At 60.8% G+C, this 17701-nt stretch carries 16 protein-coding genes and 1 riboswitch; of the genes, 10 read left to right on the forward strand and 6 right to left on the reverse strand.

Annotation, left to right across the window (positions count from 1 at the left end; all coding sequences use genetic code 11):
• The first annotated feature begins 134 nt into the window (after positions 1–134).
• From ribH to BMZ32_RS14475, 9 genes are all read left to right on the forward strand, one after another.
• Positions 135–611 (forward strand): 6,7-dimethyl-8-ribityllumazine synthase, encoded by a 477-nt coding sequence (gene ribH, locus BMZ32_RS14435; RefSeq protein WP_090243179.1) that lies wholly within the window; start codon positions 135–137, stop codon positions 609–611.
• Positions 608–1099 carry a transcription antitermination factor NusB gene (gene nusB / locus BMZ32_RS14440; protein WP_090243181.1) on the forward strand — a complete coding sequence of 164 codons (492 nt, stop codon included), beginning with the start codon at positions 608–610 and terminating at the stop codon, positions 1097–1099. Before ribH ends, nusB begins: the two co-directional genes overlap by 4 nt.
• Before the next feature lie 15 nt (positions 1100–1114).
• On the forward strand, positions 1115–2083 hold the full coding sequence (thiL, locus tag BMZ32_RS14445) for a thiamine-phosphate kinase (protein WP_090243877.1): 969 nt from the start codon (positions 1115–1117) through the stop codon (positions 2081–2083).
• Positions 2076–2606: a phosphatidylglycerophosphatase A family protein gene (locus BMZ32_RS14450; RefSeq protein ID WP_090243182.1), complete on the forward strand. Its 531-nt coding sequence runs from the start codon at positions 2076–2078 to the stop codon at positions 2604–2606. Before thiL ends, BMZ32_RS14450 begins: the two co-directional genes overlap by 8 nt.
• 53 nt (positions 2607–2659) lie before the next feature.
• Entirely contained in the window at positions 2660–3352 is a 693-nt protein-coding gene (locus BMZ32_RS14455; protein ID WP_244153993.1) for a substrate-binding periplasmic protein, read from the forward strand.
• 17 nt (positions 3353–3369) lie between these two features.
• On the forward strand, positions 3370–4017 hold the full coding sequence (locus BMZ32_RS14460) for a retropepsin-like aspartic protease family protein (protein ID WP_090243186.1): 648 nt from the start codon (positions 3370–3372) through the stop codon (positions 4015–4017).
• A gap of 275 nt (positions 4018–4292) precedes the next feature.
• Positions 4293–4913 (forward strand): GTP cyclohydrolase II, encoded by a 621-nt coding sequence (gene ribA / locus BMZ32_RS14465; RefSeq protein WP_090243188.1) that lies wholly within the window; start codon positions 4293–4295, stop codon positions 4911–4913.
• Entirely contained in the window at positions 4910–5326 is a 417-nt protein-coding gene (locus BMZ32_RS14470) for an MFS transporter (RefSeq protein WP_090243190.1), read from the forward strand. Before ribA ends, BMZ32_RS14470 begins: the two co-directional genes overlap by 4 nt.
• Positions 5326–6123, forward strand: coding sequence for a helical backbone metal receptor (locus tag BMZ32_RS14475; RefSeq protein ID WP_090243191.1), 798 nt, complete (start codon positions 5326–5328; stop codon positions 6121–6123). Before BMZ32_RS14470 ends, BMZ32_RS14475 begins: the two co-directional genes overlap by 1 nt.
• A gap of 56 nt (positions 6124–6179) precedes the next feature.
• On the opposite strand, the gene BMZ32_RS14480 is transcribed toward BMZ32_RS14475, so the two are convergent.
• The 4 genes from BMZ32_RS14480 to BMZ32_RS14495 form a co-directional block, all read right to left on the reverse strand.
• Positions 6180–8099 carry a TonB-dependent receptor family protein gene (locus BMZ32_RS14480; RefSeq protein ID WP_090243193.1) on the reverse strand — a complete coding sequence of 640 codons (1920 nt, stop codon included), beginning with the start codon at positions 8097–8099 and terminating at the stop codon, positions 6180–6182.
• Between the two features lie 99 nt (positions 8100–8198).
• Positions 8199–8412: riboswitch (cobalamin riboswitch) on the reverse strand.
• 66 nt (positions 8413–8478) lie between these two features.
• Positions 8479–10380, reverse strand: coding sequence for a 1-deoxy-D-xylulose-5-phosphate synthase (gene dxs, locus BMZ32_RS14485; RefSeq protein ID WP_090243195.1), 1902 nt, complete (start codon positions 10378–10380; stop codon positions 8479–8481).
• 121 nt (positions 10381–10501) lie between these two features.
• The gene (locus tag BMZ32_RS14490) at positions 10502–13780 is read right to left on the reverse strand and encodes a carboxyl transferase domain-containing protein (RefSeq protein ID WP_090243197.1); all 3279 of its coding nucleotides are present in this window, start codon (positions 13778–13780) and stop codon (positions 10502–10504) included.
• Complete coding sequence (locus tag BMZ32_RS14495) at positions 13777–15468, reverse strand: AMP-binding protein (RefSeq protein WP_090243199.1); 1692 nt, start codon at positions 15466–15468, stop codon at positions 13777–13779. The genes BMZ32_RS14490 and BMZ32_RS14495 overlap by 4 nt, the downstream gene beginning before the upstream one ends.
• A 160-nt stretch (positions 15469–15628) precedes the next feature.
• Here BMZ32_RS14495 and BMZ32_RS14500 point away from each other — a divergent pair, with 160 nt between their 5' ends.
• Positions 15629–16558 (forward strand): LysR family transcriptional regulator, encoded by a 930-nt coding sequence (locus BMZ32_RS14500; protein WP_090243203.1) that lies wholly within the window; start codon positions 15629–15631, stop codon positions 16556–16558.
• Here the strand turns inward: BMZ32_RS14500 and ispA are convergent.
• Together ispA and BMZ32_RS14510 are read right to left on the reverse strand one after the other, a co-directional pair.
• Positions 16555–17442 carry a (2E,6E)-farnesyl diphosphate synthase gene (gene ispA / locus BMZ32_RS14505; protein WP_090243205.1) on the reverse strand — a complete coding sequence of 296 codons (888 nt, stop codon included), beginning with the start codon at positions 17440–17442 and terminating at the stop codon, positions 16555–16557. The two genes, BMZ32_RS14500 and ispA, sit on opposite strands and share 4 nt — an antisense overlap.
• A complete protein-coding gene (locus tag BMZ32_RS14510) occupies positions 17439–17684 on the reverse strand; it encodes an exodeoxyribonuclease VII small subunit (protein WP_090243207.1) in 246 nt (81 codons plus the stop codon). Before BMZ32_RS14510 ends, ispA begins: the two co-directional genes overlap by 4 nt.
• Positions 17685–17701: the final 17 nt, after the last annotated feature.

The following is a 17701-nucleotide window of genomic DNA, read 5'->3' on the forward strand; positions in this document are numbered from 1 at the left end:
GCTTGCTCATTTACGTCAGTAAGCGCCGCCAACTCGCCTGTTTTCAACTGGTTTGTCCCGTGCTCGTTACGCGCTCTACCGGTGGGCCGTCATTTTTTGCCACCGGCTCTTTAACGCTATATGAGAATTGTTCCATGACCCTGAAGACCATCGAAGGTACTTTCATCGCCCCGCAAGGCAAGTTCGCCCTGGTCGTCGGCCGCTTTAACAGCTTCGTTGTCGAAAGCCTGGTAAGCGGCGCAGTTGACGCCTTGGTACGCCATGGTGTGAAGGAAGACGACATCACCATCATCCGCGCGCCGGGTGCCTTCGAAATTCCACTGGTCGCACAAAAAGTCGCTCAGCGTGGCGATTTCGACGCGATCATCGCCCTCGGCGCCGTCATCCGTGGCGGTACCCCGCACTTTGAATACGTAGCGGGCGAATGCACCAAGGGCCTGGCCCAGGTATCTATGGAGTTCGGCGTGCCAGTTGCCTTCGGCGTACTGACCGTCGACTCCATTGAGCAAGCCATTGAGCGTTCCGGCACCAAGGCCGGCAACAAGGGTGCAGAAGCTGCATTGTCTGCCCTGGAGATGGTCAGCCTGCTGGCGCAGTTGGAGGCCAAGTGAGCCAGACCGACGGTAACGGGCAGTCGCCACAAGCGCCGAAAAAAGGCCCCAGTACTAAAACCCTCGCGCGCCGTCAGGCGCGCACCTTGGCCATGCAGGCACTGTACTCCTGGCACATGGCGGGTCAGCAGCTGAACGAGATCGAAGCGCAGTTCCGAGTTGATAACGATTTCACGGCAGTAGACGGTGCTTACTTCCACGAGATTCTGCACGGCGTGCCGCGGCAGAAGAGCGAGATAGACGGTGCCTTTGAGTCCCTGCTGGATCGTCCGCTGGATGAAATCGACCCGGTCGAGCTGTCCATCCTGCGTCTGTCGACATACGAATTGAAGAATCGCATCGATATTCCCTATCGTGTGGTGATCAACGAAGGCATCGAGCTGGCTAAGGTGTTTGGCGCAACCGACGGACATAAGTTCGTCAACGGCGTGCTGGATAAGCTGGCTCCGCGCCTGCGTGCGGACGAAGTTCGCGCTAACAGACGTTGATCGGGCTTGCCTGCCTTGGGTGAGTTTGAGCTGATCCGTCATTACTTCGCCGCTGCGTCCTGTGCGCAGGCTGGCGAAGGCGTGGCATTGGGTATCGGCGACGACTGTGCCCTGTTGGAATTGCCGGCTGGTGAGCAGCTGGCAATCTCCACTGACACCCTGGTTAGCGGGGTGCACTTTCCTCCATCACCTGATCCTTATCTGCTCGGCCAGCGTGCGCTGGGTGTCTCGATCAGTGATTTAGCCGCGATGGGCGCGACGCCTATTGGCTTTACTCTGGCCTTAACCTTGCCCTGCGCACATCCAGACTGGCTGCAGGCTTTTGCCCGTGGTTTGGATCAGATGGCGCAGCGCTGCATGATTCGTCTGATTGGCGGCGACACCACTCGCGGTCCCTTGAGCCTCACCTTGACTGTTTTCGGCCGAGTGCCGACAGGCATGGCGCTTACCCGCAAGGGGGCGCAGGTCGGTGATCTGCTCTGTGTCGGCGGTGACCTGGGCGATGCCGCCGGCGCTTTGCCGCTGGTGCTGGGCCAGCAGCAAGCTGAGCCTGCAGTGGCCGATGCGCTACTGGCGCGTTACTGGTCACCCATGCCGCAGCTTGAATTGGGCCAGGCTCTGCGCGGCAAGGCCAGCGCAGCCCTGGATATCTCCGATGGCCTGCTGGCGGATTGTGGGCATATTGCGGCGGCCTCTGGCGTGGCGTTAATTATCGAGCAGGCGCAGGTGCCACTGTCCGCAGCCTTACTAGCCTTTGCTGGGGAGTTGGCGGCGCGTCAGTGCGGATTGAGTGGCGGCGACGATTACCGCTTGGCCTTTACCTTGCCGGCGCACTATTTACCTGAGTTACAGCAGGCCGGGTTGCCGGTGCAGGTAATTGGCCGGGTTGCGGTCGGTCAGGGCGTTACCCTGCTGAACGTGCACGGTCAGCCCGTTCAGCAGCCCCATAGCGGCTATCAACATTTTGGAAGTGCCCGTGACTGATCATCCCAACCAAGTTCCCGCTGAGTTCGTACCGCCTTCGGTATGGCGTAATCCCTGGCACTTTCTGGCCTTCGGTTTTGGCTCCGGCACCTTGCCGAAAGCCCCGGGTACCTGGGGCTCGCTAGTGGCACTGCCGTTTATCCCTTTGTTTCAGTTGTTGCCGGATTGGGGCTACTGGCTGATGCTCGGCATCACCATGCTGTTTGGCTTCTGGCTGTGCGGCAAGGTGGCCGACGATCTGCGCGTGCATGACCATGAAGGCATCGTCTGGGACGAAATGGTCGGCATGTGGATAACCCTCTGGTTAGTACCAGAAGGTTGGGGCTGGCTACTGTTAGGCTTTCTATTGTTCCGTGTGTTCGACATCCTCAAGCCTTGGCCGATTCGCTGGATCGATCGGCACGTGCATGGTGGTGTCGGCATCATGCTTGATGATGTGCTTGCGGGAGTGTTCGCCTGGATGGCACTTCAACTGATCGTCTGGGGTTGGGCTAACGGACTGTCCGCCACGCTGGGTTGGTAATCAGAAAGGAGTCGCTAATGGGCCGCTGTTCTCGGTGGTTGCTGTGTGTGCTAATGAGCGTTGCCAGTGCGTTGGTTTGTGCTGCACCGCCCACTCAAATTCGCATCGCTAGCGAGGCTTGGGAAGGCTATACCCATGCTGACGGTAGCGGCTTGGCCTGGGATATTTTTCGCGCAGTCTATGAGCCGGTCGGCGTGCAGATAAGCATTCAGAGCGTGCCTTACACGCGTTCGATTGGTTTGGTGCAGCGCGGTGCTGCTGATGCCTGGGCTGGCTCCTACCTCAATGAAGTGGCACGGGGCGTTTTCTATCCACGCCGGCACTACGACATCGACCAAATTGTCGCGCTTAGCTTGTTGGATAAACCTGTTCCTACTCTTGGCTCACTCGGCGAGTTCCGCCTGGCGTGGATGCGTGGTTATGAATACCAGCATTATTTGCCAAATTTGCAGCAGTACCGCGAAGTGCTGCGGCGTGACGGCGTCCTCGATATGCTAGAAGTAGGGCGCGCGGATTACTATCTGGACGCCCTGACCGAGGTCGAGGATTTATTGCGCGCGGCGAACCAGCCTGCTCGATACCGCGTCACCCCGCTGATCAAGCTGCCGATCTACCTAGGCTTTGCCGAAACTCCGCGCGGTCATATCCTCGCCGAGCTGTACGACACGCGTATGGAAAAGCTGATAGCGGATGGTAGTTTGCGGCCGATTTTCCAGCGCTGGCAGCAACCGTATCCATTTGACTAACCTGTGCGAGACAGTCCATGCATGCCCTGAAACTAATCCTGTTAAGCGTCTCTTTGCTGTTGAGCTGGTGGGCTATGGCTGCCACTCAAGTGAGGGTCGTGGGTCTGTTCCCAGGTGCAGCGGTGCTGAATGTTGAGGGCCAGCGTAAATTGGTCAAAGTGGGGCAGGTTGGCCCGCGTGGTGTGCAGGTGATCAGTGCTGATAGCCGTGGCGCAGTCTTGCGTGTCGACGGTGTGGAGCGCAGCTACAGCTTGAGCCGTGAGTACAGCGATGGCTTTGCCGAGGCGCAGAAAAAGCAACTCAGCGTTGCCAAAGGTATTGGTGGGCATTACTGGGTAGCGGGCTCAGTCAATAGTCAGTCCATCCAGTTTCTGGTGGATACCGGCGCCACCTCGGTGGCGTTAAACGATGAGCATGCGCGCCGCCTTGGCATCGATTACCGGGTTGTCGGGTCGCCCTTGCAGGTCAGCACCGCCAGCGGCACCGCTCGTGGTTGGCGCGTGACGCTGGACCGGGTCAAGATCGGCGAACTGGAGGTGCTGGGGGTCGACGCCGTGGTGCTAGAAGGTAGCTCGCCGCGCGAAGCCTTGCTCGGTATGAGCTTCCTCAGCCGAGTCGGCTGGAAGGTTGAGCAGGATGTGCTGGTGCTGGAGTCCAAGTACTAAGAGCCTGTTTACGGTCTGTTGCACGTCGGCCCTGCGGCGTTAAAAGCAGGCGCAGATCGCTCATTTACAGCAGTACACTCGAGTGCGAGCCCAGTCCGTCCTCGCCCGTTCTTGCGGCGCCGCCATCGGTATTGCATGACTCTAGCTCGCAAGATCGGAAACAAATTCTAGGCCGCTCGATCCTTATCATCAGTAATTCAGGCTGACCGGCTGCTGGGGCCTGCTGTTACAATGCCACCCTTATTATTCCTGCCCATTTCTTTTAGGAGCATCCGGTGTCCGTCGTGTTTGTCGCCGCCTCCCAGTTGCCTACGCCCTTTGGCCTATTCACTATGCATGGCTTCCTCGAAGAGGCCACCGGCAAGGAACACGTTGCCCTAACCTTTGGTGAAATAGCCGACGGCGCTCCCGTGCTGGGCCGTTTGCACTCCGAGTGCCTGACCGGCGATGCCTTGTTCAGCCTGCGCTGCGATTGTGGTTTTCAGCTCGAAGCAGCGCTGCGCGCGATTGCTAATGAAGGCCGCGGCGTTCTGCTCTATCTACGTCAGGAAGGCCGTGGCATCGGTCTACTCAACAAGATCCGCGCCTATGAGTTGCAGGACGGCGGTGCCGATACGGTAGAAGCCAACGAACGCCTGGGCTTCGGCGCCGATCAGCGTGACTACGCGATCTGCCTGCCGATGCTCGATCACCTGGGTGTCAGCCAGCTCAAATTGATGACCAATAACCCGCGTAAGGTCAAAGCGCTGGGCGATATGGGTATCAATGTAGCGACCCGAGTGCCGCTGCAGATCGACCACAACCCGCACAACAAAAAGTACCTCGCGACCAAGGCCGGTAAGCTCGGGCATATGCTCGGAAGCCTGCACCAGGGTGAGGTTGAGGAAAGCCTGTGAAACGCAGCGAAGTGCGTCGGCGCCTAGCGCTGGAATGGTGGCGGCAGCTGGCCGTGGCGCTGTTGCCGCTGTTTGTGCTCAACCTGTTGTTTGGTGAGGGCCAGCAGACGGGCTTGTTGACCATGCCGCTGTTTATCGCGGGCCTGGCCTCAATGTTTGTCAGCCTGCCGCTGTTCAGTGGCTACAAACGCGCTCTGGTGGCCACTGAAAAAGCCCTAGATACTCCGGCTGAACATGACGCCTGGCTTGAGCTGGCGCGGGTGCGCCGCCTTGGGTTTCTCGGTGCCTCCCTGCCGGCCTGGATGGCTGCTGTTGCGCTGTTTGCAGGCCTGGAAGCGATTCCGCTTGTTCTCCTGGCGATTTCCAGCATCGTCATGCTCTACCTCTACCGCATCCCTCGCCAGCTCGGTTAATGCGTGCGCTTGTTGTGGGCCTGTTGGCGCTGCTGATTTGGCCGGCCGCAGCTGCCGAGCGCGTGGTGACTCTGGCGCCGTCCCTCACCGAAATTATGCTGGAGCTAGAGGCTGGCGATCTGCTGGTCGGTCTACTTGATGCCGGTGAGCGTCCAGTGGCCGTGGAACATCTGCCTTCGGTTGGCAATTTTGGCCAGCTTGAGTTGGAAAGTCTGCTCAGCCTGCAGCCTGATCTCGTGTTGCTATGGCCGGACAGCATCAGCAGCGCACAGCGCCAGCAACTGCAACGTCTTGGTATTCCTATAATGCTTGTCGAACCGCGCAAGCTGGCTGATCTGGCCGTACAGTTTGCCGAGATCGGCTCACGTATTGGGCGTGCCGAGCAAGGCAAGCGCTTGCGGCAGCAATTCAATAAGGGCCTGCAACGCCTGAGCCAGCGCTACCAGCGTGAACAGCCGTTGCAGGTGTTCTATCAAGTCTGGGATGTGCCGCTGTACACCCTCGGCGGCCAGCAGATCATCAGCGACGCTCTGCGTGTTTGCGGCGCCGAGAATATCTTTGCCGAACTGACCTTGCCGGCCCCGCAGGTCAGCGTGGAAGCGGTGCTTGCGCGTAACCCCGAGGTTATTTTGACCAGTACCCAGGGGCAACTAGATGCCTGGCGTATCTGGCCGGGTGTGGCAGCGGTTGAGCGTGAGCAGCTGTGGCTGGTGCCTGATGATGGCCTGGAGCGACCGAGTTTTCAGATGCTGGGTGCGCTGGAAAAATTGTGTGACCAGTTGGCTGAGGCCGATTGAGTCGTTAAATCAAGAAGGCCGCGCAAATGTGCGGCCTTCTTGTAGGTGCTGCATGTTTAGAAGCGATAGCCAGCGCTTAGTTGTACCTGTTCTTCAGGAGCCGAGTAGCGGCTGCTGATTGAGCCAAAGGCATCATATTGCTTACCGGTGAGGTTATTAACCCGCAGCTTGCTGCTGAACTGCTTGTAGTCGTAGCTGAGCGCTGCGTTGAGAAGGGTGTAACTACCTGCTTTTTGCTGGCTGTTGGCATCATCACCGGAGTAGTAGCGATTCCCGGTATACACCGCTTCCACATAGCTTTTCAGACCTGGCAGGATTTCATAGCTCAGGTGAGTGCTGGCGCTATGCGGAGCAACCCAGGGCACGTCGTTACCTTTGAAACTGCCGGCGCGGTAGTTAGCATCGGTAAAGCTGTATTGGCCGCCGATGCTCAAACGTTCACTTAGTTGACGCTCTGCTTCCAATAGCAGTCCGTCGCGGCGGGTTTTCTCAAGATTTATGTTCGCGCCGCGACCGCCAAAAAAGCTTTTGGGGTTTGCAATTATTGAGTCGTATATCAGCTCATTTTTTAGATCCATTCGATAGAACGTCGCTTGGTAGCGCTGTACGCCATCCTGCCACTCGATACCGCTTTCCCACGACTCACCGGTTTGTGGCTTAAGAAAGACGACATCGGGCAAGGTAGAGGCATTGTCGTTAACGTTGGCCCAGCGCAATACATCCTCTCGCTTGATAAACAGGCGGGTCTGTTGGTTGGCTTGCCAGCTCAAGCCGATGCTGGTGCTGTCTTCGCTATCGCGATGCTTGAGTTGTTTAGATTTGTTGTTGTCGTCGGCTTCGCTGTTGCGATAACCCAAGGTCAGCGTCAGATCATGGCCGAGGTTCTGGCTGAGTTGGGTATACCAGTCGCGTTGTGTCTGTTGCGCGACGGTATTGCCCCAGCTGGCCTTATATTCGTAGTTACTGGTGATGTGGTCATGACCAAGCAACCACTCGGCATAACCCAGGGGTGATTCAAAGCGTGCCGTCAGGCGTGGGCTGAATGTCTCGATGCGTGTGCCTTGAACGAACTCCGAGCCTGGGCCAAAACTCCCCACACCGTCTTGATCACTGTCGCTGTAGTCGAGATTAGTGGACCAGATATCGCTTAGCTGTTGTTCAAGAGCAAAGCGGTGAACCTGGGTTTTGCTGTCATTCCAGCTTTGAGAGGTGCTTTGCTTACGATCCGCGCGACGTTGGGCAAGATCCAGGCTGTTCGGAAACAGCAGTTCATCATCCACTGTCTGGTATTCGTACAAGGCATGGCCGTTGTCATGGTCATAGCGTAGGCGGGCGAAGGCATTGCTGTAGTTGGCGTTGTTGTGGTCGCGGTAGTTGTCGGTGTTGCGGGTTTCGCCGCTGGCATACACCGAGAAGCCGGCACCCAGCTGCTGGCTGATGTGGCCACGGTACGCTTCGAGATCGTGACTGCCGATGCTACTTTCGATATAGGCTTCGTTGTTTAATGGGGTGCGGGTGATGATGTTGATCACCCCGCCGACGGCCTGGTCGCCATAGAGCACAGTGCCCGCACCGCGAATGATCTCGATGCGCTCAATATTGGCCAGTGGCACGCTGTTAAAGTCTGGCGCCGCCTGAGATGGTTGGTTGAGGCGACGCCCATCAACCAGCACCAATGTGTTGTTCGCCGCGTTCTCACCAAAGCCGCGCAAACTTAGAGCGGCTCGGTTGCCGTCGCCGATGGTGTCGCGTATCTGTACGCCAGCTTGAGCGCGCAGCACATCAAGAAGTGATGACGCAGCAGTTTCTTCGATTTGTTTGCGATCGATGACCTTAACACTGGCCGGTGCAGGTGCTTTTAGCGGAGTGGCGCGGGTGATCACCAGCGGCGGCAATTCATACCTGCTGGCATCAGTGGCAGCTGAGGCAAGGCCGGGCGTAAGCGCCACAGCCAGGGCAAGACGGGACAATTTCATCTAAGAATCCTCAAAAGGTCGGAAGACTTTTGAGGAGGGCAGGTGCAAGAACGGGCGCGCAAACGCAGCCTGAGCTTGACGGTGATGCCCTCCGCAACACCAGTCACATCCAACAAGGCCGGTCTCCGGGCTCTCGACCTAAGTTGCCTCGCCTTTCCGGATGACTCCAGTGGCCTTTGAGGCGACGTGCAGATTAGCTCTGCGGTCGATTACCGTTGCGGGGGCAGCGCCGGGATGGCTCGTCATGAGCGCACCGGCTTCCCGTTTAACGCCGCTTCAATAAGAAGGGCGCACCTTGGCGGAAGTAAAGCGCCGCGCACCTTAATGCGCGGTTGAGTGAATTACAAGCAAGCTAAGTTCAGCGCTGGATGAGCGGTGTTCATACAGAAAGTAGGGCGCGGCGGGCGCGTATAGCCGCTTCGATACCCGCGGCGTCTAGCCCGCATTCGGCGAGCATCTGTGTGGGCTTGGCGTGCTCGACATAGTAGTCAGGTAGACCCAGATGCAGCAGCGGCTTGAGGATGTTCTCGCGGGCAAGGAACTCGCTGACCGCACTGCCGGCACCGCCCATCACGCTGTTTTCTTCAATCGTTACCAGCAGTTCATGGTTGGCGGCCATTTCACGTACCAGGGCTTCATCCAGCGGTTTGACGAAGCGCATGTCCACGACTGTGGCGTTGAGCGCTTCACCGACCTTGAGCGCTTCGGCCAACTGCACGCCGAAAACCAGCAGGGTCGCTTGAGTGCCCCGGCGACGGATGATGCCTTTGCCGATCTCCAGGGGTTCAAGGCCCGGCTCGATGGTCGCATTGGGGCCGGTGCCGCGCGGGTAGCGGACCGCTGCCGGACCGTTGAACAGATGACCGGTGGTGAGCATGCGGCGCAGTTCGTTTTCATCGCTCGGCGTCATCACCAGCATGCCGGGGATGCAGCGCAGGTAGGCAATGTCGAAGCTGCCGGCGTGGGTCGGGCCGTCTTCGCCAACCAGGCCGGCGCGGTCAATGGCGAACAGCACGTCGAGGTTTTGCACGGCGACGTCATGGATCAGCTGGTCATAAGCGCGCTGAAGGAAGGTCGAATAAATCGCCACCACCGGCTTAACCCCGTCGCAGGCCATACCAGCAGCCAGGGTTACCGCGTGCTGTTCAGCGATGGCCACGTCGAAGTAGCGCTCGGGATAACGCTCGCTGAACGCCACCAGGTCCGAGCCTTCTTTCATCGCCGGGGTGATGCCGACCAGGCGTGGGTCCTGCGCGGCCATATCACACAGCCACTGACCGAATACGCTGGAGTACTTAGGCCCGCTGGGCTTCTTTGGCTCGATGCTGGCGGCGGGTTTAATCGGATCCAGCTTAGTGATCGCATGATAGCCAATCGGGTCAGCCTCGGCCGGGGCAAAGCCCTTACCCTTTTTGGTCACTACATGCAGGAACTGCGGGCCGTCGAGGTCGCGCATGTTGCGCAGGGTGGCGAGCAGGCTGGGCAGGTCGTGGCCGTCGATGGGGCCGATGTAGTTCCAGCCGAGCTCTTCGAACAGGGTGCCGGAGACCAGCATGCCTTTGGCGTGCTCTTCGGTTTTACGGGCTATTTCCCAGGCACCGGGCAGCTTGGACAGCACTTTCTTACTGCCTTCACGCATGTTGGCGTAGGTGCGGCTGGAGAGGATCTTGGCCAGGTAGGTGGAGAGGCCACCGACATTTTTCGAGATCGACATATCGTTGTCGTTAAGTACCACCAGCATATTGGCTTTGACGTCGCTGGCGTGATTCAGCGCCTCGAAGGCCATGCCTGCGGTCAGCGCACCATCACCGATCACCGCGACCGATTTGCGCTTGCTGCCCTGCATGCGCGCCGCAATGGCCATGCCGAGCGCCGCGCTGATGCTGGTGCTGGAGTGGCCGACGCCGAAGGTGTCGTATTCACTTTCCGAGCGGCGTGGGAAGGCGGCGATGCCGTCCTTCTGGCGCAGGCTGCCCATCTGCTCGCGGCGGCCGGTGAGGATCTTGTGCGGGTAGGCCTGGTGACCAACGTCCCACACCAGTCGGTCGTCCGGCGTATCGAAGACATAATGCAGCGCCACGGTTAGCTCGATCACACCGAGGCCCGCGCCGAAATGCCCACCCGTTTGCCCGACTGTATACAGCAGGTACTGGCGTAGCTCGTCGGCCAGGGTTTCCAGCTCAGCCTCACCCAGGCGACGCAGCTCGTCCGGCGTATTGGCGCGGTCTAGAAGGGGCGTCAGCGGGCGCTCACGGGGAATCTCGTGGAAGGTCGTCGGCATCGGGCAGATCGTTATAGGAGCAAAAGATGCGGCAGTTTACCCGAAGCGCCGGAAACTGCCCAAACATGCTTCAGTTCAACGCACCCTAGCCCGGATTGCATCCGGGCTACTAATCAGTGGCTTACCAGGTATCGACTGCGCGCTTCTTACCGGTGCGCGGCGTGGGCTTTGGCGCTGCATTAAGGCCGCGCAGCAGCCAGGCGCGGGTTTCCACGGGGTCGATCACTGCATCGATTTCGAGGAAGCTGGCCATATTGATGCCCTTGCCGCTCTGGTAGGCCTTGGCCACGAGCTTGTCGAACAGTTGCTGGCGCTCCGCGAGGTCTGCGATGGCTGCCAGCTCCTTGGCAAAGCCCAGGCGCACTGCACCTTCGAGCCCCATGGCGCCAAACTCGGCACTGGGCCAGGCGATGGTAAATAGCGGCGAATGAAAGCTGCCGGCGGCCATGGCTTGAGCGCCGAGGCCGTAGCCTTTGCGCAGCACCACAGTGAAGAACGGCACCGTGAGGCTGGCGGCGGCGACAAACATGCGCGACACATGGCGCACCGTCGCCTGTTTCTCCGCCTCCGGGCCGACCATAAAACCGGGCGTGTCGCACAGCGACAGCAGCGGGATATCGAAGGCATCGCAGAGCTGCATAAAACGCGCAGCCTTGTCGCCTGCGACCGCATCGATGGCGCCGCCGAGATGCGCCGGGTTATTGGCCAGCAGACCAAAGGGTTTGCCTTCGACGCGAATAAACGCGGTGATCAGCCCTGGGGCGAATTGACGGCGCAGTTCCAAGACCGAGTCCTGATCCGCCAGGGTGGCGATGACTTGGCGAATGTCATACACGCGCAGACGGTTTTCCGGGATGAGGTGACGCAGCTCGCGTTGGTCCGCGCACTGCCAGTCACTTAGGCTGCCCTGGAAGTAACTCAGGTACTGCTTGGCCACCCGCACGGCTTCGGCTTCGTCGGCCACCAGCACGTCGATGACGCCGTTGGACCCTTGCACGCTGACCGGGCCGACTTGCTCCGGCTTGAAACTGCCGAGGCCGCCGCCTTCGATCATGGCCGGGCCCGCCATGCCGATGCTGGCGTTCTCGGTGGCGATGATCACATCGCAGCAGCCCAGCAAGGCAGCGTTGCCGGCAAAGCAACGGCCGGACACCACGCCCACCAGCGGCACCAGGCCGGAGAGTTTGGCCATGCCGACAAAAGTGTGGCAGTCCAGACCCGCCACGCCGACGAAATCGGTGTCACCGGGGCGACCGCCACCGCCCTCGGCGAACAGCACCAGCGGCAAGCGCCACTGCGCCGCGAGGCCGAGCATCCGGTCGGTCTTCTTGTGGTTCATCACGCCTTGGGTACCGGCGAAGACGGTGTAGTCGTAGGCGATGGTCATGCAGCGCGCGGCGTGATCACCGAAGCGTTCGGCATTGACCGTGCCGGTGCCGGCGACCAGACCATCGGCGGGGCTTTGTTCTATCAACTCCTCCAGCGAGCGGCGCCGGCGTTGCGCGGCCAGGGCGAGCGCGCCGTATTCATTGAAGCTGCCGTCATCGAGCAAGTCGGCGAGGTTCTCGCGCACCGTGCGTTGGCCAGTCTTGCGGCGTTTTGCCACGGCCTGCGGGCGGCGTTCGTCGCGGGTGATGGCGTGGCGTTCGAGCACTTCGGCGAGGTCCGCGCGAATGTGTTCCAGGTCCAGGCTCTGTTCGCTCTCGCTGTGCTCCGCAGCAATCTCGGCAGGCTCAATAAACAGCAGCGCCTGGCCTTCATTCAGCGCACTGCCGACCTGTACCGCCAGTTGGCGAACAATGCCGCTGTGGCTGGCTTTGAGGACAAACTCCATCTTCATCGCTTCCAGCACGGCAATGCTCTGGCCGACGGCGATGGCGTCGCCTTCGGCCACGTCCAGGCTGACCACCACGCCAGTGCTGTGAGTCAGTAGCGGCAGGCAGCCGGAGGGAGCGTCCGGTGTCTGCTCGGGGGCTTGGCTTGTCGTCTGCGCAGCGGCAAAGAAATGGTGCGGATGGGCCTGCGGTTGAGCCGCCAGCAGCTCGTTCAATTGGCTTTCGACAAAGCGCGTGGTCAAGTCATAGCTCACCACTTGCGGCAGGCGCAGCAGGTTTTGCAGCAAGTGCAGGTTGCTGGCTACGCCTTCCAGGCGGAACTCACAGAGGGCGCGGTAGGCGCGGCGCAAGGCGCTCGGGTAATCCGGCGCATGGGCGATCAACTTGGCCAGCAGCGAGTCGTAGCTGGGGCTGACCGGGTAGCCGGCGTAGCCATAGCCATCCACGCGCAACCCTGGGCCGCTGGGCGGTTGGTAGGCGCTGAGCGTGCCGGCTGCCGGGCGGGTGCTGCCGTCGGCGTTCATGCTTTCCAGGTTAATGCGCAGTTGCACGGCGCAGCCATTCAGCGCTGGCGGTTGCAGCAGGCCGAGGTCAGCCAGGGTTTGCCCGGCGGCGAGCTTGAGCTGGGTGTGCAGCAGGTCAACGCCGGTGACCTGCTCGGTGACGGTGTGTTCAACCTGAATACGCGGGTTGGCCTCCATAAAATAGAAGCGCTCGGGATGCTCGACATCCAGCAAAAACTCGAAGGTGCCGAGGCCTTGGTACTTTGCCGCTCCGGCTAGCTTTAGCGCGCAGGCGATCATGCGTTCACGGGTGGCGGCAGGCAGGTCCGGGCTGGGGGCGATTTCCACCAGCTTCTGCTGGCGGCGTTGCAGGCTGCAGTCGCGCTCCCACAGGTGGCTGACCGCGCCAGTGGCATCGCCCAGCACCTGAATTTCGATATGTCGGGCCTGGCTGACCAACTGCTCGATATACAGCGCGTCATTACCGAATGCGGCGCTGGCTTCCGACTGGCAGCGGGCAAAAGCTTCGTCCAGCTCGTCGGCTCGCAACACCGGACGCATGCCTCGGCCACCGCCGCCGGCCAGGGCCTTGAGCATTACTGCGCCATGTTCGGTGAAGAACCCGTGGGCTTCGGCAAGGCTGATCGGTCGATTGATCCCGGCCACCAACGGCACCGTGCAGCCTTCGGCCAAATCGCGCGCAGCGGCCTTGTCGCCAAACAGCTGCAGTACCTCGCTGCTGGGGCCGACAAAACACAAGTTAGCGGCCTGGCAGCGGCGAGCGAATTCGGCGTTCTCGGCAAGAAAGCCGTAACCCGGATGCACGGCATCGCAGCCTTCGGCCTGAGCGATGGCGATCAATTGATCCATGTCCAGATAGGCCGCGACGCCACGGCCCTGCAGCGCCACGGCGCTATCGGCCTGGAGCAAGTGCAGGGAGGCGGCGTCATCCTCGGCATACACGGCCACCGAACGAATACCCAGCTCGCTGGCAGCGCGGGCGATGCGGATGGCGATTTCGCCACGGTTGGCGATCAGCAGGGCGGTAAAAGGCGCGCTCACAATTGGCTCTCCAGTTCGTTCTTCTTCACCTTGCCGGTGGCAGTCATGGGCAGTGCCTCGACCACACGAATCTCCGGGACCTTGTAGCTGGCCATGACCTCTTTGCACCAGGCGTGCAGGCTGGCGGCGTTCTCGTGGCTAGCTGCCTTGAGCACCACAAAGGCCACCGGGCGTTGGCCGCTGCTGGCATCTGCGCGGCCGATCACTGCGCTGGCAAGCAAGGCGGGGTGCTGGCCGAGCATGGCTTCCAGCTCACTGGGGAATACACTCATGCCGTTGACCTTGAGCATTTCCTTGCGCCGTCCCAGGTAGCGGATAAAGCCCTGTTCGGTGATCTGGCCGAGGTCGCCAGTGTGCAGCCAGCCGTCCTTGAGGACTGCCGCGGACTCTTCCGGGCGTTGCCAGTAACCGTGCAGCAGCGACGGGCTGCGCACGCACAGCTCGCCTTCGCTGCCCAGCGGCAGCAATGCGCCGCTGTTGAAATCGCAGACTTTGAACGTGGTGCCGGGGACCGGCAGGCCGACGAAGGTCGGCGCGCTGGTCAGGTCAAAGTCGTCATCTTGCAGGCCGTAGGTGAAGGTGTCGCAGGTGTGGGTTTCGGTCATGCCAAAGCTGAACTCAAACAGCTTGCAGCCGGTCAGCGCGTGCCAGCGTGCGCGGTAGTCACGGGTGAGCTTTTTGATGAAAGAAATACTGCCGGTGCGTTGGAGAGAGTCGAAGCGATAGGTGCCCACGTCAGGGTGATCGAGCACCTCGGCGGCGCTGTCGACCAGTAAGCCGCAATGGCTGACTCGGTAATGCTCGATGGCCGCCATAAACGCCACGGCATCCCAGCGCGCCAGTAACACCAAGCGACAACCGCTGAATACCGGGAACAACAGCCCGGCGTTTTCCCCGGCAATCCAGAACTCCGGCAAGAAGTTGAGCATCACGCTATCAGTTTGTAGCCCCAGGGCGACGGGTACAAAGCTGGCGCAGGTGTAGAGCATATCGCCGTGGGTGTGCACGCAGCCTTTCGGCAGGCCGGTGGTGCCGCCGGTGTAGTTGAGCGCGGCGATGTCATCCAGCTGCGGGCGGTGGCTGGGCGTGGCGCGCTGGCAGTGTTCCAGCGCCGGGAGAAAGTCGATGGCGTCATCAGCCTGAACCTTGGGCGCGAGCAGCAGGTCTGCCACCGGGATGCTCGGCACGCTGGGGTGCAGTTCCGACAGGCTGGTGCTCAGTACCTGGCTGAGCGCGCAGTCCTCGCGCACCGCCCGGACTACTGGCAGCAATTGGTCAAAGCAGAGGATGACCTGCGCGCCGCTGTCCTTGAGTTGGTAAGCCAGCTCCAGCGGTTTGCTCAGCGGGCTGACCGGCGCATACACGGCGCCACACTTGAGGATGCCGTAGAAGGCGATGTGCAGTTGCGGGCAGTTGGGCATAAACACCGCGACCCGGTCCCCGGCTTTAACCCCCAGTTCGTCGAGCAGGGCGGCGCAGCGGTCGGACAAGCGGTCCAGTTCGGCCCAAGTGATGCTGTGGCCGTAAAAATCCAGTGCCGGCTGGTCGGGCTGCTGTTTCGCCCAGGCGCGCAGGTACTCGCTGAGCGGTTGCTGGCCGTGTGGGTACTGCGCTTCACGTGGGGTGTTGGCGGGCCATGCGGCGGCTTGCAGGCTGGCCAGTTGGTCGAGGTAAGTTTTTTCAAGCATGACGGGAGAGCCTCGGTGTTCTTGTTTGCGGGCATCTTAGGCAGCCTTGCCGGTGCGGTAGAACTGATGCTTATGCATCGTTATCCATGAGCTGTATTCATGGTTTGTTCGGCGTGCACGGCTGTTAGGCTGAGGCTATGTGCTATTGCAGGGGGTAACCATGAATCAGCAGCATGAATGGTCGAAGATGGAACGCATCGACCTGAACCTGTTTCGGGTGTTTGAGGTGATTTACCGTGAGCGCAACCTGACCCGCGCCGCGGTTTTGTTGCACCTCAGCCAGTCAGCGGTCAGCCATGCGCTCAATCGTCTGCGCGAGCAGCTGGGCGATCCCCTGTTTGTCCGTGAGGGGCGCGGCGTCGCACCGACCCTGTTGGCTACGCAGCTGGCCCCCGGTATTCAGGAGGCGCTGGCCGGCTTGCTGCGCAGCGTGACGCGCGGGCAAGACTTCGACCCGCTGCGTGATCGGCGCACCTTCATCTTGAATATGCCCGAGCAGATGGAGCCGATAGTGCTGCCGAGCATCGTTGCCCACCTGTGTGAGGTCGCCCCACAGCTGGAGGTGCGTTGCAGCAGCGTGCATTGGGCCGAGTTACAGCGTGAACTAAGCGCGGGGCGGGTCGATCTGGCCATTGAAATTGCCCGTCCAACGGACCCCGAGCTGCGCCAACAGCTGCTCTTGAGTGACCCGCTGTGCGTGGTGGCCGGGCCGGGCTTTAGCGGCGAGTTAAGTGCGGCGCGTTATTTGGCTGCCGAGCACATTGCGGTGACGTCACGGCGGCGCGGGATCTGCGTGGAAGACCTGGCGTTAGCGCGGCAGGGTTTGGCGCGACAGGTGCGGCAGCGTTGTCAGCATTACCTGTCGGCGGCTTTGTTGGTGGCACAGAGTGAGTGGTTGCTGACTATGCCGAGGCGTTACGCCGAGCTGATCAATGCCGGCTTGCCCAATCGTTTGCTCGATTTGCCGCTGGCACTGGCGCCGGTGAACCTCAATCTTTATTGGTCGATGCAGGTCGAAAATCAGGCAGGGCATGCTTGGTTGCGTGAGCAGATGCTGGCGTTGGCCGGCCGTCGCTCGGCGGCGGTTTAGCTGCGCCGCTCAACGATATAGCGCGCTAAGTCGCGCAGCGGCTCGGCGGCCTGGTCGAACGGGCGCAGGGCATGCAGGGCCTGGTCGCGCAACTCTAGGGCATAGGCCTTGGCAGCATCGAGGCCGAGCAGGGCCGGGTAGGTGGGTTTGTCGTGCGCTTGGTCCTTGCCTTGGGTTTTGCCCAGGGTGGCTGTGTCGCTTTCCACATCGAGGATGTCGTCTTGCACTTGAAACGCCAGGCCAATGGCGCGGGCGTAAGTGTGCAAAGCCTTCAGCGCGTGCTCGTCAGCCTGGCCGCTAGCGAGTGCGCCGAGTTGCACGCTGGCCTCTATTAATGCGCCGGTCTTGTGCCGGTGCATGGTTTCCAGTGCGTTCTGATCGAGGATTTTGCCGACCGAACCTAGGTCGATGGCCTGGCCACCGACCATCCCGGCCGGGCCGGCAGCACGCGCTAGGGCGCTGAGCATGGTCAGGCGTATTTCGGCATCGAGTGGGTTGTGTGTGGCGTCGGCGAGCACTTCGAAAGCCAGGGCCTGCAAACCGTCGCCCGCGAGAATCGCACAGGCTTCATCGAACGCTTTATGGGTGGTTGGCTGGCCGCGGCGCAGGTCGTCGTCGTCCATCGCCGGCAGGTCGTCGTGTACTAATGAATAAGCGTGGATCAGCTCCAGCGCACAGGCCGCGGCATTAGCGCGTTCTGGCGCGCCGCCGAGGGCTTCACAGGCCGCGTAGGCGAGCAGCGGACGCACGCGTTTGCCGCCATTGAACAGGCTGTAGCGCATGGCCGCGTAAAGGCGTTCAAGTTCCGCGCGCGGGCTGCTCAAGAGGCTTTCCAGGGCAGCATCGACGCGGCCTTGGCAGAGGCCCTGGTAGGTCGCAATCATGCCTGTTGATCCGCGTCGAAGGGAGCTTCCTCCAGCTCACCGTCGCGCTCCATAAGAATTTGCACTTTCTGTTCAGCCTGAGCCAAGGCGGTCTGGCAGTCACGGGTCAGGCGCACGCCTTGCTCGAAGGCGGTCAGCGAGTCTTCCAGCGACAGTTCGCCGTTTTCCAAGCGCTCGACCAAGCTTTGCAGGTCGGTCAGGGATTGCTCGAAGTTGAGCGCAGCTTTTTTACGGGCAGCCATGGCGAGTTTCTCGGGGT

The sequence above is a fragment of the Pseudomonas guineae genome, from assembly GCF_900113745.1.
GTDB lineage: Bacteria > Pseudomonadota > Gammaproteobacteria > Pseudomonadales > Pseudomonadaceae > Aquipseudomonas > Aquipseudomonas guineae.

What these genes read in the sequence shown, in the direction of transcription:
- BMZ32_RS14460 (WP_090243186.1), top strand. Translation starts at nt 3,370, where the DNA reads ATGCATGCCCTGAAACTAATCCTGTTAAGCGTCTCTTTGCTGTTGAGC.
- BMZ32_RS14455 (WP_244153993.1), top strand. Translation starts at nt 2,660, where the DNA reads ATGAGCGTTGCCAGTGCGTTGGTTTGTGCTGCACCGCCCACTCAAATT.
- BMZ32_RS14495 (WP_090243199.1), bottom strand. Translation starts at nt 15,468, where the DNA reads ATGCTTGAAAAAACTTACCTCGACCAACTGGCCAGCCTGCAAGCCGCC.
- ribH (WP_090243179.1), top strand. Translation starts at nt 135, where the DNA reads ATGACCCTGAAGACCATCGAAGGTACTTTCATCGCCCCGCAAGGCAAG.
- BMZ32_RS14500 (WP_090243203.1), top strand. Translation starts at nt 15,629, where the DNA reads ATGAATCAGCAGCATGAATGGTCGAAGATGGAACGCATCGACCTGAAC.
- BMZ32_RS14480 (WP_090243193.1), bottom strand. Translation starts at nt 8,099, where the DNA reads ATGAAATTGTCCCGTCTTGCCCTGGCTGTGGCGCTTACGCCCGGCCTT.
- BMZ32_RS14510 (WP_090243207.1), bottom strand. Translation starts at nt 17,684, where the DNA reads ATGGCTGCCCGTAAAAAAGCTGCGCTCAACTTCGAGCAATCCCTGACC.
- BMZ32_RS14475 (WP_090243191.1), top strand. Translation starts at nt 5,326, where the DNA reads ATGCGTGCGCTTGTTGTGGGCCTGTTGGCGCTGCTGATTTGGCCGGCC.
- ispA (WP_090243205.1), bottom strand. Translation starts at nt 17,442, where the DNA reads ATGATTGCGACCTACCAGGGCCTCTGCCAAGGCCGCGTCGATGCTGCC.
- dxs (WP_090243195.1), bottom strand. Translation starts at nt 10,380, where the DNA reads ATGCCGACGACCTTCCACGAGATTCCCCGTGAGCGCCCGCTGACGCCC.